Source organism: Dietzia sp. B32, from assembly GCF_024732245.1.
Lineage (GTDB): Bacteria > Actinomycetota > Actinomycetes > Mycobacteriales > Mycobacteriaceae > Dietzia.
This window is the reverse complement of record NZ_CP093845.1, coordinates 371,671-387,075: the sequence shown is the minus strand read 5'-3', so window position 1 is coordinate 387,075 and position 15,405 is coordinate 371,671. Positions and strand designations below refer to the sequence as shown.

At 71.8% G+C, this 15,405-nt stretch carries 13 protein-coding genes; 6 read left to right on the top strand and 7 right to left on the bottom strand.

Annotated elements, in window-relative coordinates; all coding sequences use genetic code 11:
• Nucleotides 1–34: 34 nt before the first annotated feature.
• Nucleotides 35–697 carry a TrkA family potassium uptake protein gene (locus L8M95_RS01865; RefSeq protein ID WP_260487652.1) on the bottom strand — a complete coding sequence of 221 codons (663 nt, stop codon included), beginning with the start codon at nucleotides 695–697 and terminating at the stop codon, nucleotides 35–37.
• 99 nt (nucleotides 698–796) lie between these two features.
• Between L8M95_RS01865 and L8M95_RS01860 the strand changes: the two genes are divergently transcribed.
• The 3 genes from L8M95_RS01860 to dxs all read left to right on the top strand — a co-directional run bounded on the left by L8M95_RS01860 (nucleotide 797) and on the right by dxs (nucleotide 6,125).
• Nucleotides 797–2,803: an APC family permease gene (locus L8M95_RS01860; RefSeq protein ID WP_260487651.1), complete on the top strand. Its 2,007-nt coding sequence runs from the start codon at nucleotides 797–799 to the stop codon at nucleotides 2,801–2,803.
• Nucleotides 2,800–4,131, top strand: a complete 1,332-nt coding sequence (locus tag L8M95_RS01855; protein ID WP_260487650.1) for a class I SAM-dependent RNA methyltransferase — start codon at nucleotides 2,800–2,802, stop codon at nucleotides 4,129–4,131. The genes L8M95_RS01860 and L8M95_RS01855 overlap by 4 nt, the downstream gene beginning before the upstream one ends.
• Before the next feature lie 119 nt (nucleotides 4,132–4,250).
• Complete coding sequence (gene dxs / locus L8M95_RS01850; protein ID WP_260487649.1) at nucleotides 4,251–6,125, top strand: 1-deoxy-D-xylulose-5-phosphate synthase; 1,875 nt, start codon at nucleotides 4,251–4,253, stop codon at nucleotides 6,123–6,125.
• Between the two features lie 54 nt (nucleotides 6,126–6,179).
• On the opposite strand, the gene L8M95_RS01845 is transcribed toward dxs, so the two are convergent.
• Nucleotides 6,180–7,418, bottom strand: a complete 1,239-nt coding sequence (locus L8M95_RS01845) for an HRDC domain-containing protein (protein ID WP_260487648.1) — start codon at nucleotides 7,416–7,418, stop codon at nucleotides 6,180–6,182.
• Nucleotides 7,415–8,002: a DUF3000 domain-containing protein gene (locus L8M95_RS01840; protein WP_260487647.1), complete on the bottom strand. Its 588-nt coding sequence runs from the start codon at nucleotides 8,000–8,002 to the stop codon at nucleotides 7,415–7,417. The genes L8M95_RS01845 and L8M95_RS01840 overlap by 4 nt, the downstream gene beginning before the upstream one ends.
• 98 nt (nucleotides 8,003–8,100) lie before the next feature.
• On the opposite strand from L8M95_RS01840, the gene hemE reads away from it, so the two are divergent.
• From hemE to hemQ, 3 genes are read left to right on the top strand one after another with little or no spacing between them, the layout of a single operon-like run.
• Entirely contained in the window at nucleotides 8,101–9,225 is a 1,125-nt protein-coding gene (hemE, locus tag L8M95_RS01835) for a uroporphyrinogen decarboxylase (protein ID WP_396119260.1), read from the top strand.
• A gap of 2 nt (nucleotides 9,226–9,227) precedes the next feature.
• Nucleotides 9,228–10,610 (top strand): protoporphyrinogen oxidase, encoded by a 1,383-nt coding sequence (hemG, locus tag L8M95_RS01830; RefSeq protein WP_260487646.1) that lies wholly within the window; start codon nucleotides 9,228–9,230, stop codon nucleotides 10,608–10,610.
• A gap of 3 nt (nucleotides 10,611–10,613) precedes the next feature.
• The gene (gene hemQ / locus L8M95_RS01825; RefSeq protein ID WP_260487645.1) at nucleotides 10,614–11,309 is read left to right on the top strand and encodes a hydrogen peroxide-dependent heme synthase; all 696 of its coding nucleotides are present in this window, start codon (nucleotides 10,614–10,616) and stop codon (nucleotides 11,307–11,309) included.
• 82 nt (nucleotides 11,310–11,391) lie between these two features.
• Here hemQ and msrB read toward each other — a convergent pair whose 3' ends face one another.
• From msrB to L8M95_RS01805, 4 genes are read right to left on the bottom strand one after another with little or no spacing between them, the layout of a single operon-like run.
• Nucleotides 11,392–11,826 carry a peptide-methionine (R)-S-oxide reductase MsrB gene (gene msrB, locus L8M95_RS01820; RefSeq protein ID WP_260487644.1) on the bottom strand — a complete coding sequence of 145 codons (435 nt, stop codon included), beginning with the start codon at nucleotides 11,824–11,826 and terminating at the stop codon, nucleotides 11,392–11,394.
• Between the two features lie 9 nt (nucleotides 11,827–11,835).
• Entirely contained in the window at nucleotides 11,836–13,032 is a 1,197-nt protein-coding gene (locus L8M95_RS01815) for a glycosyltransferase family 87 protein (protein WP_260487643.1), read from the bottom strand.
• Between the two features lie 53 nt (nucleotides 13,033–13,085).
• Nucleotides 13,086–14,597, bottom strand: a complete 1,512-nt coding sequence (locus L8M95_RS01810; protein WP_260487642.1) for an alpha/beta hydrolase — start codon at nucleotides 14,595–14,597, stop codon at nucleotides 13,086–13,088.
• Entirely contained in the window at nucleotides 14,594–15,349 is a 756-nt protein-coding gene (locus tag L8M95_RS01805; protein WP_260487641.1) for a dihydrofolate reductase family protein, read from the bottom strand. Before L8M95_RS01805 ends, L8M95_RS01810 begins: the two co-directional genes overlap by 4 nt.
• Nucleotides 15,350–15,405: the final 56 nt, after the last annotated feature.

The window sequence follows — 15,405 nt, the reverse complement described above, 5'->3', positions numbered from 1 at the left end:
TCCGGACCCGTCGGCGTAGTCGGGAACAACATCGTCAGCCATCAGAGGGTCCTTCCCGGAGCAGGTCGTCCAGGTCCGGGACCGCCTGCGAGGGCACAACGAGGTGAACCACGTCGTCGGCCTGGACGAGCGTGCGGGCGTCCGGGAGTCGGCAGTCGCCGAAGCGGGTGACCGCGGCGACCCGTCCCCCGACCGCCACGGCGAGCCGGTCGACCGGGATCCCTACCCACGCTGCGGGCGGGTCGAGCGCGACGAGTGACACCGAGTCCGTCTGGTCCCGCCACTCGACGGGACTCGATCCGGCGGTGATGTACCGCACGAGACGACCGGTGGCCCACGGCACGGTCGCGATGGTGGAGATCCCCAGTCGCTCGTAGACCTCGGCCCGGCCGGCGTCGTAGATCCGCGCGATCACCCGCTCGACGCCGAAGGTCTCCCGGGCGACCCGGGCGGCGATGATGTTCGAGTTGTCGCCCGAGGACACGGCGGCGAACGCGTCCGCACCCTCGATTCCGGCCTCGGTGAGCACCGTCCTGTCGAAACCCTGTCCCGTGACCGTGCGTCCCGAGAACCCCTCCGACAACCTGGAGAACGCGGCCGCCTCCCGATCGATCACCACGACATCGTGACCGGCTGCGTCGAGTTCGACGGACAACCCTGCCCCGACACGACCGCATCCCATGACGACGACTCTCATGATGAGTCCCACTCCTCACGGCCCACCCGCGTGCGCCAGTGATGATCACGCTACTCACACCCTCGGTTGCTGCCCGTCCGGGCGCGCGGGCCCTAGGATATGTCGGTGTCCACGATCTCGAAGGTCTCCGTGGGAGCCAAGCGCCTCCTCGTGGGTCGCCCCTTCCGTAGCGACACCGTCGGGGCCAGGAGTCTGCGCAAACGGGTCGCGCTCCCGGTGTTCGCCTCCGACGCGCTGTCCTCGGTGGCCTACGCCCCGCAGGAGATCTTCCTCGTCCTCTCGATCGCCGGGATGTCCGCCCTCACGTTCACCCCGTGGGTGGGTCTGGCGGTGACTGCGGTCCTCGTCGTCGTCATCGCCTGTTACCGGCTGAACGTCCGCGCCTACCCCTCGGGAGGGGGCGACTACGAGGTCGCGACGGTCAACCTGGGCCCCGGCGCCGGCCTCGCGGTCGGCGCGGCCCTGCTCGTCGACTACGTCCTCACGGTCGCCGTGTCGATATCGGCCGCCGCCGCCACCATCGGCTCCGCCATCCCGTTCGTCCAGTCCCGGGAGGTCGCGTTCGGCGTCCTGGCGATCGCCCTGCTGGCGGCACTCAACATGCGCGGCATCCGCGAGACCGGGGCGATGTTCGCCTTCCCCGTCTACGCGTTCCTCGCGTCCATGACGGGGCTCATCCTCTGGGGACTGTTCCAGGTCGAGATCCTGGGCCGCGACCTCCGGGCCGAATCATCCGGCTTCGAACTCGTCCCCGCCGAGGGGGCGGAACTGGCCGGACTCGCGCTCGCCTTCGTCGTCGCCAAATCGTTCGCCTCGGGCTGTGCGGCGCTGACCGGGATCGAGGCGATCCACAACGGCGTCCCCGCCTTCCGCAAACCCCGGGCCCGCAACGCCGCCGTGACACTCACTGTTCTCGGGACGCTGGCGGTCTCGTTCCTGCTCGGGCTCATCGCCCTGGCCGGTCGGCTCGGCGTCAGGATCGCCGAGCAACCGGCGACCCAGTTGATCGGGGCTCCCGAGGGGTATCGACAGAAGACGATGATCGCCCAGCTGGCCCAGCCGGTGTTCGCCGGGCTGCCGCCGGCCTTCTACGCCGTCATCGTCATCACCGCGCTCATCCTGGTGCTCGCCGCCAACACGGCGTTCAACGGATTCCCGGTGCTGGCCTCGGTGCTCGCGCGGGACAAGTACCTGCCCCGACAACTCGCCACCCGCGGCGACAGGCTGGCGTTCTCCAACGGGATCGTCCTCCTCGCGATCGCGGCGATAGCGTTGGTCGTCGCCTTCGACGCGCAGGTGTCGGTCCTCATCCAGCTCTACATCGTCGGCGTCTTCGTCGCCTTCACCCTCGGCCAGCTCGGCATGGTCCGGCACTGGAGCCGGCTGCTGGGGGAGGAGCGCGCCCCGGTCGTGCGTCGCCGGATCCGCCGGTCCCGGGTGGTCAACGCCGTCGGCTTCGTCCTCACCGCCGGCGTCCTGGTGATCGTCATGGCGACGAAGTTCCTCTCCGGCGCGTACGTCGCGGTCCTGGCGATGCTCGGGGCGTTCGGGGTGATGCGACTCATCCACCGCCACTACGTCTCCGTCGCCCGCGAACTCGACGAGTCCTCGTGGGAGGTCGTCCTGCCCAGCCGGACACACTGCGTGGTGCTCGTGTCCAAGCTGCACCTGCCCACCCTGCGGGCTCTCGCGTATGCACGGGCGGCCCGCCCGGACACGATCGAGGCCCTGACGGTGAACATCGACACCGCCGAGACCCGGGCCCTGGCACGGGAGTGGGAGCGCCGCGGGATCTCGGTCCCGCTCAAGGTCGTCGAGTCCCCGTACCGTGAGATCAACCGACCCGTGGTGGACTACGTGAAGCGGATCCGCGATCAGGCACCGCGCGACGTGGTGACCGTGTACATCCCCGAGTACGTGGTGGGCCACTGGTGGGAACAGCTGCTGCACAACCAGAGTGCGCTGCGGCTCAAGACCCGCCTGCTCTACGAGAGGGGTGTCATGGTGACCAGCGTCCCGTGGCAGCTGTCGTCCTCGCACGGCCGCGCGGAGCAGGCCCGCGACGAACCGATCGTCGGACGCTGGGGTGGACCGGAGGAACGATGACCCAGGACCGAGCAACCGACTGGACGGGCCGAGTGCTGCGCCTCCGTGTGGGGGGCCCCGCGCACGGCGGCGAGTTCGTGGCGCGTCACGAAGGCCGGGTGGTGTTCTGCCGCGGCGGGATCACCGGGGAGCTGGTGGACGTCCTCGTCGACGACGACCCGGGCCGCGCTTTCTGTCGGGGCACCGTGCAGAGCGTGCTCGAGCCGTCCCCGGACCGGGTCGCACCGGCCTGCCCGGCGGCGGCCGCCGGTGCGGGCTGTTGCGACTGGAGCCACATCGCCCCCGGTGCGGCCCGCGACCTCGCGGGGCGGATCCTGGCCGAGCAGGTGTCCCGGATAGGCCGCATCGACCTCCACGACGGACCGGTCCACGTGGAGGTCCCGGCCGCGGATCCGGTCACCTCGGGTTGGCGTACCGTCGCCCGCTGGGTCACCGGCGCCGACGGGGTGCCCGGCGTACGCAGGGCCCGTTCCCGGGAGCTGGTGACCGAGCCCTGCATCCAGCCCGATCCCCGTCTCCGGGACGCCGTGTCCTCCGCCTCGTTCGGCGCGGACCGCGAGGTCCTGGGTGTGCTCGGGGACGACGGAGTCGTCCACCTCGCCCACCGTCCGGTCGTCGACGACGCGCCGCGCGGACGGGGTGGCCGGTCCCGTCGGTCCGCCGCGACGCGCGCTCGTGCGCGTCACTCACGAGCCACTGACTGGGAGGTCGTCGCCGGGGGGCCCACCGTCGTGCGGTGCGTGGGCGACCGGCAGTGGCGCCTACCGTCAGAGGCCTTCTGGCAGGCGCACCGCTCCGCGGCGACCCACTACAGCGACGGGGTACGCACCGCGGTGACGAACACCCCGGGTCTGTCCGACGCGCCCGTGGTCTGGGACCTCTACGGCGGCGCCGGGTTGTTCGCCGCCGGGGTGCACGACGCGATCCCGGGGTCACGCGTGACGATCGTCGAATCCGCGACGGCGTCGGTGCACGCCGCGACGGACGCCTTCGGCGACGGATCTGGCGGGGGAGTGCGAACCGTGAGGGCCCGCGTCGAGACCTTTCTCGAGGGCCGTGACGACCGCCCGGGAGACCACCCCTATCCCGAGGTCGTCATCCTCGATCCGCCACGTGGTGGGGCCGGGATCCCGGTGATGCAACGCCTGGCCGCCACGGGGGCGTCCAGGATCATCCATGTGGGCTGTGATCCGGCGAGTCTGGCGCGCGACATCGGGGTACTCGTGGGCGCCGGGTGGACGCTCGCGGACCTCCGCGGAGTGGCCGCCTTCCCGGGCACCCACCACGTCGAGGGGATCGCTGTACTGGACTCGCCGCAGGGCTCCTGAGGCAGCGCCGCAGGTGGGGGCCCGAACGCCCGCCCGTGGGCGAGGTCGCGCGGCGTCAGCCCGTAGACTGACGATTCGACCCAGCGGGGTGTCGGTCACGGAAGGGGCAGTCGACAGCAATGAGCGTGCTCGAACAGGTGGACGGCCCCTCCGATCTCCGCAGGCTCGACTCCGACGAGTTGGGCCGACTGTGCGGGGAGATCCGGGAGTTCCTCATCCGTAAGGTCGCCGCCACGGGCGGGCACCTCGGCCCGAATCTCGGCGTCGTCGAACTGACCGTCGCGCTGCACCGGGTCTTCGACTCACCGCGCGATCCGATCATCTTCGACACCGGGCACCAGTCGTACGTGCACAAGATCCTCACCGGCCGTCGCGACCAGTTCGACGGTCTCCGCACCAGAGGGGGGCTTTCCGGCTACCCGTGCCGTGCGGAGAGTGAACACGACGTGATCGAGTCCTCCCACGCCACGGCGTCCCTGTCGTACGCGGACGGCCTCGCCAAGGCGTTCTCCCTGCGGGGGGAGTCCGATCGCACCGTCGTCACCGTGATCGGGGACGGTGCGATGACCGGCGGCATGGCATGGGAGGCGCTCAACAACATCGCCGCCGCCAAGGACCGCCCCATGGTGATCGTCGTCAACGACAACGGCCGGTCCTACTCGCCGACCATCGGGGGGATCGCAGAGCGTCTCGGCGCGCTCCGGCTCCAGCCGGCGTACGAGAAGGCGATGGACCGGACGAAGAACGCGCTCACGGCCCGCAAGGACGTCGTGGGCAAGGCCCTCTACTCCGTGCTCCACGGCATCAAGACCGGCGTCAAGGACGTCGTGTCCCCGCAGGAACTGTTCGCCGATCTCGGCCTCAAATACATGGGTCCGGTCGATGGCCACAACCTCGCGGCGACCGAGGCGGCGCTGCGCCTCGCGAAGGACTTCGGCGGTCCGGTGGTGGTCCACGTCGTGACCCGTAAGGGGATGGGCTACGTCCACGCCGAGAACAACGAGGCGGACCAGATGCACGCCACCGGGGTCATCGATCCCGAGACCGGCAAGCCGCTGGCGACCTCGTCATCCGTGGACTGGACCTCCGTGTTCTCCGAGGAACTGTGCGCGATCGGCACCGAACGCGACGATGTCGTCGCCATCACCGCGGCGATGGCCGGGCCGACCGGCCTGGCCGCGTTCGGGGAGCGGTTCCCGGAACGGATGTACGACGTGGGCATCGCCGAGCAGCACGCCGTGGCCTCGGCCGCCGGGCTCGCGCTCGGCGGGTTGCACCCCGTCGTGGCCGTCTACTCGACCTTCCTCAACCGCGCCTTCGATCAACTGCTGATGGATGTCGCACTCCTCCGGCAGCCGGTCACCCTGGTGTTGGACCGCTCCGGGGTCACCGGTCCGGACGGTGCCAGCCACAACGGGATGTGGGACCTGTCGTTGACCGGCATCATCCCCGGGGTGCGAGTGGCCGCCCCGCGGGACGCGGTGACCCTCCGGCAGGAACTCCGCGAGGCGGTGGCCGTCGACGACGGCCCGACCGTCGTCCGGTTCCCGAAGGGGTCCGTGGGGGACGCGGTACCGGCCCTCGCCACATCCGAGGACGGGGTGGACCGCGTGTACGGCCCCGGTGAGGCCGAGGTCCTGGTGGTGGCGGTCGGGTCGATGGTCGCCCCCGCCGTCGCCGCCGCCCGCGCACTCGAGGCAGAGGGACTCACCGTGGACGTCGTCGACCCGCGGTGGGTCTACCCCGTGCCGGCATCGATCGTGGAGAGCGCCCGCGGACGCGGACTCGTGGTGACGGTGGAGGACAACGGACTTCACGGAGGGGTCGGCTCGGCGGTGTCGGCGTGCCTGGATGCCGCATCGGTGCTGGTCGATCGCCTCTCGCTGGCGATCCCCCAGCAGTTCCTCGACCACGGCTCGCGCGGGGAGATCCTCGCGGACGCCGGCCTGACGCCCGAGGGGATCGCGGCCAGCATCCGTACCCGCCTGAACTGACGGACCGGATCCGCGGTCCCCGTCTCCGCGTCGGGCGCCCGACGCGGAGACGGTTCAGGAGTCCGCTCGGAAGCGCCGCACCGCCTCCAGCAGCGGGTCGGCGGTCAGTTCGATCTGCCAGGCGCGGGCATTCTCCGCGGTCAGCACGTCGTGGAGCAGCGCACCGTCGTCGGTGGGCCGGGTGGTGGCCGCGCGCCACACCCACAGTCTCAGGGTCGAGGGTTTGAGCAGCAGCCCGGGCTCGAGTCCCAGTTCGTCGGCGAGCGCGCCGATCTCGTCGCGGGCGATCTCGAGCAGTTCCGCGGCCTCGGGCTCGTTGCGCTTCCACGACGCGTGCGGGGGATGCTCGGCGGGTGGCCCCTGGCGGGAGGGGAGGTCCCCGCGCCCGAGTCCTTCGGCCCACTCGAGTGCGGCCAGCCACTCCCCGGCCAGACGCCGGCGGTGCGGCCCGTCGAACCCGTCGATCGCCAACAGGGCCGCCGCGTTCGACGGCCCCACCCTGGCGGCCTCGACGATCGCCGCGTCGCCGAGGAGCCGTTTGGGTGCGATGTCGCGCTCGGCGGCGACCCGGTCCCGGGCCATCCACAGCTCCCGTGCCCGGGCGAGCTGACGCCCGTCACGCAGGGTCGACAAGCGAGACAGTCGACGCCAGGGGTCCGGCGCGGCAGGTGCCGGGCCGGACTCCACCAGGTACCGACACTCGGCCTCGAACCATTCGCGGCGGCCGAGCTCGTCGAGCCGCGGGAGGACCTCGTCCGCCAGTTCGTGGAGGAAAAGCACGTCGTAGGCGGCGTAGTCCAACCACGCCGCCGGCAACGGGCGACGGGACCAGTCGGCGGCGGAGTGCGCCTTGGCCAGGCCGATCCCGAGGTGTTCGGAGATCATCGCCCCGAGGTTGACCCGCTCGGTGCCGAGGAAGCGTCCGGCCAGTTCGGTGTCGACGAGCGAGGTCGGGGAGACCCCCAGTTCACGCAGCGACGGGAGGTCCTGACTCGCGGCGTGGAGCAGCAGGGGCCGGGTCGACAGGACGTCGGCGACGGAGCCGATGGTCCGACCCGGGGTCTCCGGGTCCACGAGCAGGGCGGGGCCGGTCGGGGCGCGGAGCTGCAGGAGGAAGGCCCGCTCGGAGTAGCGGATCCCCGAGGCGCGTTCGACGTCGACCGCGACGGGGCCGGGCGAGGATCGCAGGGCCTCGGCGACCGCCTCGATGGAGGCCGGGTCGTCGGTGAACTCGTACTCGGCCGGGGGAGGCGGTGACCCGGGCGGGGTCTCGCCGCGGCGACGCCCGCTCACGACCGCCGGTGCAGGGAGGTCACGCCGACGGGCGGGAGGCCGGCGGCCAGTGCCAGGGTGGAGCAGAACGCGGACGCGTGCCCCGTCAGGTCGGACTCGAGGGCGGTCCAGGACGCGCGCAGTTCGAGTTGATGCGACTGGGGAGGACCGGCGATGTCGCCGTAACGGACGGACGCGGTGCTGGTCACGGTGCCACCCAGTGAGGTGTAGGGCCCGGCCTGCTCATCGAGGGCCTCGGTGAGCCAGCTCCACGCCACCTGGGGCAGGAGCGGGTCGGCCGCCAGGGACGCCTCCATGTCCGCCTGGATGTAGGCCACCAGGCGCAGGGTGCCGTTCCATGCATCGTCCCCCGAGGGGTCGTGCAGCAGGATGAGGCGGCCGAAGGCGTCGCCGTCGGAGAACTCCGGGACGTCGTCCCCGGACGGCGGGATGATCTCGACGCCGAGGGCGTGACTGTAGGGTGCCAGTCGCTGCGGCGGGCGGATCGGGCCGACCGAGATCTCGGGGCGTACCTCGAGTCGCGACAGCGACTCGACCGCCTCCCGGAAGACCTCGGGTGCGCCGTCATTGACCGATGTGCTCACGGGTCGTCACGCTAGCGACCGCACGCTCCCGCCCCGAGGAGGCGCGCCGTCACCTGCCCGGGTGGGCTGACCGGCCCCGGTCGCCGCTTCATGGGACGATGGGGGGCGTGTTGAACTCTGATGCGTCCTCGACCTCCCGTTCCGTCGACCCCACCGCGGGTGCCGCGACCACCGGCCGCCGCGCCGGGACCGGCCCCTACCTCGACGAGGTGACCGGCGTCGGCGGTGCACACACCCCGGTGTGGTTCATGCGCCAGGCGGGACGCTCGCTTCCCGAGTACAAGGAGGTGCGTGCCGGCTCCACCATGCTGGAGGCCTGCTTCGATCCCGCGATGACGTGTGAGATCACCCTGCAGCCGGTCCGCCGCCACGGGGTGGACGCCGCGATCTTCTTCTCCGACATCGTGATCCCGCTGGCCGCCGCCGGTGTGGACATCGACATCGTCCCCGGGACCGGGCCCGTGGTGGCCGAGCCGATCCGCGACGAGGCGGGCGTCGCGGCACTGCCGGAGCTCACCCCGGACCGGCTCGACAAGATCGAGGAGGCCGTGCGCCTGGTCGTGGCCGAACTCGACCCGGAGGTGGCGCTCATCGGCTTCGCCGGCGCCCCCTTCACCATGGCCTCCTACCTCATCGAGGGCGGCCCGAGCCGCAACCACGAGCACACCAAGTCGCTGATGTACTCGCGGCCCGACGTGTGGAACGCGCTCATGGCCAAACTGGCCGACCTGACCACGGTGTTCCTGCGGGCGCAGATCGACGCCGGGGTGGACGCCGTCCAGCTCTTCGACTCGTGGGCCGGCGCGCTCAGCCTGCGGGACTACCGCGCGCTGGTTCTGCCGCACTCCACCCGCATCTTCGCCGACGAGGTCATCTCGACTGTCCCTCGCACCCACTTCGGCGTGGGCACCGGTGAACTGCTCGGCGCGATGGGCGATGCCGGTCCGGAGGTCGTCGGTGTGGACTGGAGGATCCCACTCGACGACGCCGCCGGGCGGGTACCGGGCAAGGTCCTGCAGGGCAACCTCGACCCCGCCATGCTCTTCGCCGATCGGTCCGCACTGGACGGCGAGGTCCGACGGATAGTCGAGGAGGGCAGCCGGGCCCGCGACCTCGGCGCACGCGGCCACGTGTTCAACCTCGGCCACGGTGTCCTGCCGAGCACCGACCCGGGCGCGGTGACCCACGTGGTGGAGCTCGTCCACGAGCTGACCGGGAAGTAGCGGTGGGCCCACGCGTCGCCGTCGTGGGGGGCGGCCTCAGTGGACTGACCGCCGCCTACCAGCTCTCCCGGGAGCTCCCGGACGCGCACATCACCGTCCTCGAGGCCTCGGACAGGCCGGGCGGGGCGCTGCACACCGCGGACTTCCCGTCCGGCCCGATGGAGCTCGGTGCCGAGGCCTTCATCGGCCGCCGGCCCGAGGCGAGCGACCTCGTCTCCGAGCTCGGCCTCACCGGCGCGCTCCGCCATCCCGGCCCCCTCGGGCCGGCCATCCTCACCGGGGGCCGGATGGTCCCCATGCCCTCCGGCACGCTGATGGGGCTCCCGTCCGACGTGGCGGCGCTGTCCGACGTGCTGGGACCACGCGAACTCGCCGTCGCCGCGCGCGAGGTCGACCTGCCGCTGGACTGGGAACCGGGAGGCGACGTCTCGCTCGGGTCGCTCGTCTCCGAGCGATTCGGTCACGCCGTCGTCACGCGGCTCGTCGACCCCATGCTCGGGGGCGTGTACGCCGCTCCCAGCACAGGACTGGGGCTGCGGCAGGTGATCCCGGGGCTGGCACAGGCCCTCGACCGGGGCGCGCCCAGCCTCACCGCCGCCGCCGGGGAACTCGTCGGCCACCGCGTGCCGGGCCCGGTGTTCGCCACCCTCGACGGCGGCTACCGGCTCCTCGTGGACGCACTCGTCCGGTCCTCGGGGGCCGTCATCCGCACACACGCCACCTGCACCGCCCTCCACCGGGACGGTCCCCGTTACTCGTTGGCGGTGGTCGGCGACCGCGGGTCGTGGGCGTGTGAGGCGGACCTCGTCGTCGTCGCCGTCCCCGTCCCCCACGCCGCCCCGCTCCTCGTGGCCGCCGGTGGGCTCGACTCCGACGACCGGGGCCTGTCCGGGATCCGGACGGCCTCCTCGGCCGTCGTCGCGTTGGAGGTCGACCGCTCCCTCGACCTGCCCGGGCGTTCCGGCGTCCTGGTGGCGACCGACGAACCGGTGCCGTTCAAGGCGATGACCTTCACCAGCCGCAAGTGGCCGCACCTCGACACCCGACCCGGTCACCTGGTGCGGGTGTCGTTCGGGAGACTGGACGACGACGAGGTCCTCGCCGCCGACGACGCCACCCTCTCCCGCATGGCCGAATCCGCACTGGGAGGACTGTGCGGCTCCGCTCCGACGGTCCTGCACTCGCGGGTGCGCCGCTGGTCCGACGCCCTCGCCGAGATCGGCCCCGGACACGACGCGCGGATCGCGGGCGTGCGCGACGAACTGGCCGAGCGCCTGCCCGGGGTGGAACTCGTCGGGGGGGCGACCGAGGGCGTGGGGGTGCCCGCCTGTATCGGCTCGGCACGGGCCGCGGCCCGGCGACTGGCGGCGAAGTGGCAGGATTGAGCCATGGCACGCCTTGATTACAAGAAGCTCAACTCGACCCTGCGGTACCTGATGTTCTCCGTCTTCACGGTGACCCCGGGTCAGCTCGGGGAGGACCGGGACACGGTCGCCGCGGACCTGGAGACGTTCCTCGCCCGCTACGACGGCACGGATGTGGTGGTGCGGGGCCTGTACGACATCTCGGGCCTGCGCGCCGAGGCCGACTTCATGATCTGGACCCACTGCGAGCACATCGAGGAGCTCCAGCGGTTCTACAACGAGTTCCGACGCACCACGATCCTGGGCCGGGCGAGCACCGCCTACTGGTCCAACACCGCACTGCACCGTCCCGCGGAGTTCAACAAGAGCCACATCCCGGCGTTCCTCGCCGAGGAGGAGCCGGGTGCCTACGTCTCCGTGTACCCGTTCGTGCGCTCCTACGAGTGGTACCTGCTCCCGGACGAGGAGCGGCGCCAGATCCTCGCCCAGCACGGCCGCGCCGCCCGCGAGTACCCGGACGTCCGCGCCAACACCGTGCCGTCCTTCACACTCGGGGACTACGAATGGATCCTGGCGTTCGAGGCCCCGCAGCTCGACCGCATCGTCGACCTCATGCGTGAGATGCGGGCGACCGAGGCCCGGCGTCACGTGCGCGAGGAGATCCCGTTCTTCACCGGGCCGCGCGTCACGGCTCGGCAGTTGGCCGCTTCTATGCCCTGACGTCGATCCGACACGAGAGAGGGCCGACCGGGACAGTCCCGGTCGGCCCTCTCTCGTCGGGACCGCACGGGTCCCGAGGTGTTCAGTCCTCCGCCGGCTCCAGGGTCATGCTCAGCGAGTTGATGCAGTACCGCAGATCGGTGGGGGTGCCGTACCCCTCGCCGGCGAACACGTGGCCCAGGTGGCCGTGGCAGCGCGCACAGATCACCTCGGTGCGGGTCATACCGAGTGAGGTGTCCTCGCGCTCGATGACACTCCCACCGGCCAGGGGGGTGAAGAACGAGGGCCACCCGCAGTTGGACTCGAACTTGGCGTCACTGCGGAACAGTTCGGCACCGCAGCCACGGCAGCGGTACACGCCCTCGGTCTTGGTGTCGTTGTACTCACCGGTGAAGGGCCGCTCGGTGCCGGCCTGCCGCAGCACCTGGTACTCCTCGGGGCTGAGACGGCGACGCCACTCGGTGTCGTCCAGCGTGAAATCCGGCTGGGGTGTGTGGGTATCGGTGGGCTTGCTCATGACCGCAGGCTACGCCGACACGGCGGCAGGTGCGATCCGCTCGTGCCGGTGGGGATCGGTGCGACGCCACAGCAGCACCACCAGGATGGTGGCCAGCAACAGCGACCACCCCAGGGTCGGGTGCGCGAACTCCAGCAGGCGCCCGTAGTACGGCCAGCGCGCCGACTCCCAGAAGTCGAGCGTGAAGAAGCCGTACGCGGCGAGCCAGGCCGGCCAGTTCCGGACCAGGGACTTGTCGAGCACCACCGTGAGCATGAGCGGGATGAGCATCATGGAGTAGTACATCTGCCCCAGGGTGGACACGAGGAAGACGCCGGTGAGCACGACCCCGGAGGTCGTCGCGAGCCACAGCACCTCGTGGTTGTGGCGGTAGTCCAACAGGAGCCACACGGCGAGCAGGGTGGCCACCACGACCAGGATCCGGGCCACCAGGACGATCGGCTCGGGCACCCCGTAGTACAGGCCCAGCCCGGCGATCGAACTGTTGTAGTAGTCGCGTACCTCGCCCATGTACGTGAGGGTGGTGTCGACGTAGCTGCGGGCATCGACGGTCAGGGCCCAGCCGGCGGCCATGGTGACCGCGGGAATCGCGGCCGCGGTGACGAAGGGCTGCCACTGCTTCCGGATCAGGGGCAGCACGAGCAGTGGCGCGAGCATCGGTTTGATGGCCAGGGACATGCCGATGGCCGCGCCCGCCCACCACAGGCGCCGTCGGTGGAGCAGGTAGAGGAACGCCACCTGGCACAGGAAGACCACGCCGTTGACGTTGGTGAAGACCAGGGTGTTGGTGACGGCCTCGGTGCAGAACGCCGCGAGCAGGATGGCGGGGGCGGCGAACGACCGGACGTCGAGGTCGAACAGCCGCATGAGCAGCCACAACGCGGCGATGATCGCGGCCGTGTTGACGCCGATGAACAGCCACCGCGCCAGCGTGTAGTTGTCGATCATCCCGAACGGGGCCAGGACGAAGGTGCCGCTGGGGGCGTAGAGGTAGTGCGGCTGCACCGTCAGCAGACTCTCGGCGTACACCGGCTCGCCGGCCAGGAAACGCCTGGTGGCGGCGTAGACGGTGCCGAAGTCGTTCGTGATGGATCCGTTGACGGCCTTGATCACGACGCGGTGGATCACGGTCATGATCGCCAGCGGCCACAACACATGGGTCAGGACACGGGGCACGGTCGTCGTGCTTCGGGAGGGCAGCGGCACGACTCGCAGGCTACCGCCTGACCTCCCCGCCCCCGGTGAGGCACCCCGGCCGGTCAGGACGGGCAGGCGGCGGATTCCCCTGCGGCGTCGGGGTCGTCGAGGAACCCGGTGACGGCGCTCCGGACGCATCCGGAGTGCAGGATCACCTGCGACCCCGGTGCGCCCCAGGTGACGATCCGCACGTCGGAGGCCCCGGCGGCGGTGAGCGCGCCGGCGGTCGGTTCGAGCGCGGCGGCCCCGGCCTGTGGATCGGCGATGCCGCCGACCAGCAGCACCGGGGTGTCCGCGGGCAGGGTCACGGGGGAGGGCCCGGGGACGGGCCAGGTGGAGCACGCGGACAGCTGTGCGGCGACGATCTCCCCGAACGGAGGGGTCTGCTCCCACTCTGCCCGTAGTTCCTCCACCCGGTTGACCGGGACGCGACGTGTCAGGTCGGAACATCCGGCCACGTACGGCAACGACGTGCCGGCCAGTGCGGCGGCACGGCCGCGGACACTGTCCGGGGTCTCGCCGGGGGCGGCGGCGACGAGGTCGCCCAGGAGGACGTCTCCCGGCGACGGGGCCGGGGCGGACGCGCCGGACAGGTCTGCGAGAGCCGACCGGATCACGTCGGACAGCAATGCCGCGGGGACCGCCGCACCGGGGTCGCGGGCGCGATCCAGGGCGCGGTCCAGGGCCGCGACCTTCTCGTCGGCGTCCCCGGGCCCGCACTCGACGCGGGTGCACGCCGCGGCCCACAGCCGCAGCGCCGCGTCTGAGCCGTCGATCCCGGCGCGGGCCGCGGCCTCCTGGTCACCGTCCGCCGGGGCGGGGGAGTCGAGCACCAGCAGGGACAGCCGGCCGGGGTGCGCGCCGGCGTAGGCCAGCGCGGTCCGGGCCCCGGTGCCGATCCCCATCACGGCGAGCCCGGGCACATCCCACTGCTGGCGTAGACGTTCGAGGTCCTCGGCGGCGCCGGCGGAGCCGAAGTCCAGTTCGCGGCCCTGGAGCTGGTCCGTGCAGGACTGGGAGGTGTCGGCGAGGTTCGCTCGCAGTTCCGGCGAGCCGGGATCGGTGCCCCGATCCGCCAGTGCGTCGAGCGTGCGGCGCGCCGGAAACGACAGGCAGGTGCCGGCCGGCCCGGTCCGCCCGCGGTGGTCCACGACGACCAGCGGTCTGGAGCGGCCGAGCTCGGGGCCGGCGGAGGCGAGCCTCGCGACGAGTGAATCGGCCGGTGTCTCGGGACCGGCGACGACGACGAGCGGAGCCGCGTCGTCCGGTGTGTCCGTCGCGGTGAGTCGCAACACCGGCGTGTCCCCGACCAGCGAACACTCAATGGTCGCGTCCTCGGGGATCCCGCCGACCCGGCTGTTGGGACACGGGACCCAGCTCAGGTCGGCCCGCGGCGCGAGCCAGTCGGGCGGGGCCTCGGGCTCCTCGGCGACGCCGCCCCCCGAGGTCCTCCCGGGTCCGTCCCCGGTCGCCAGCCGTGGACCCGTCGCGGGCAGTGGCGCGCACGCCGCGACCGACAATGCCAGCACCGTCACGCCCGCACCGATCGCCCGGATGCCCCGGTGTCGCGTCACCGCACGCCCTCCCGTCCGTCAGTTCCGGTGACGACCCAGCGTGTGTAGAGGCCGCCGCGGGGGCACGTGAAGGCCGCCGCGACGCGCAGGGGGACCCGGGTGGTGGCGGTGGCCTCCGCCAGTCGGGAGTCGTCACCGCCGAGGATGATCTCCGGGGACATCGACAGGATCAGTTCGTCGACCGCGCCCTCACGCAGGAAGGTCCCGAGCAGCCGCGGGCCGCCTTCGAAGGTCACCTCCGAGGCCCCGAAATGAGTGGCCAGCGATCGCACGGTGTTCCGCAGCGGGCCCGGGTCGAGGACGTGGACCGTGATCCCGCGCGCCCGGGCGGCGGTGAGTCGGTCACCGGTCACACCGTGGGTGGCGACCACCTGCAATCCGTCGCCGGCACTGGCGCAGTGGTCGATGAGGTCGTCGCCCAGGGTGCGGGTGAACACCAGGACCACGGGCGGGGGGCCGGGACGTCTGTCGGCCCACACGGCGGCGGTGCGGGCGGGGCCGTAACCCTCGGCGAGGACGGTGCCCGAGCCCACCAGGACCAGGTCGGACCGTGCCCTCATGGCGTCGTAGACCAGCCGGTCCGTCGGGGTGCCCAGCCCGCCGCTGCGCCCGTCCACGGTGGTCGTGCCGTCGACCGAGGAGATCATCACCGCGCGGATGCACGGCACGGGCAGGCCCGGTTCGGGGTCCAGTGCCGCCCACAGGGCCTCGAGGGCCGCGGGGTCGTCGTCGAGCACGGTGGGCCGTGTCATGTGCACCGGGGACTCCTTCCGTTCTGACGCCGGGTGTCCCCACGATAGGCTCTGCC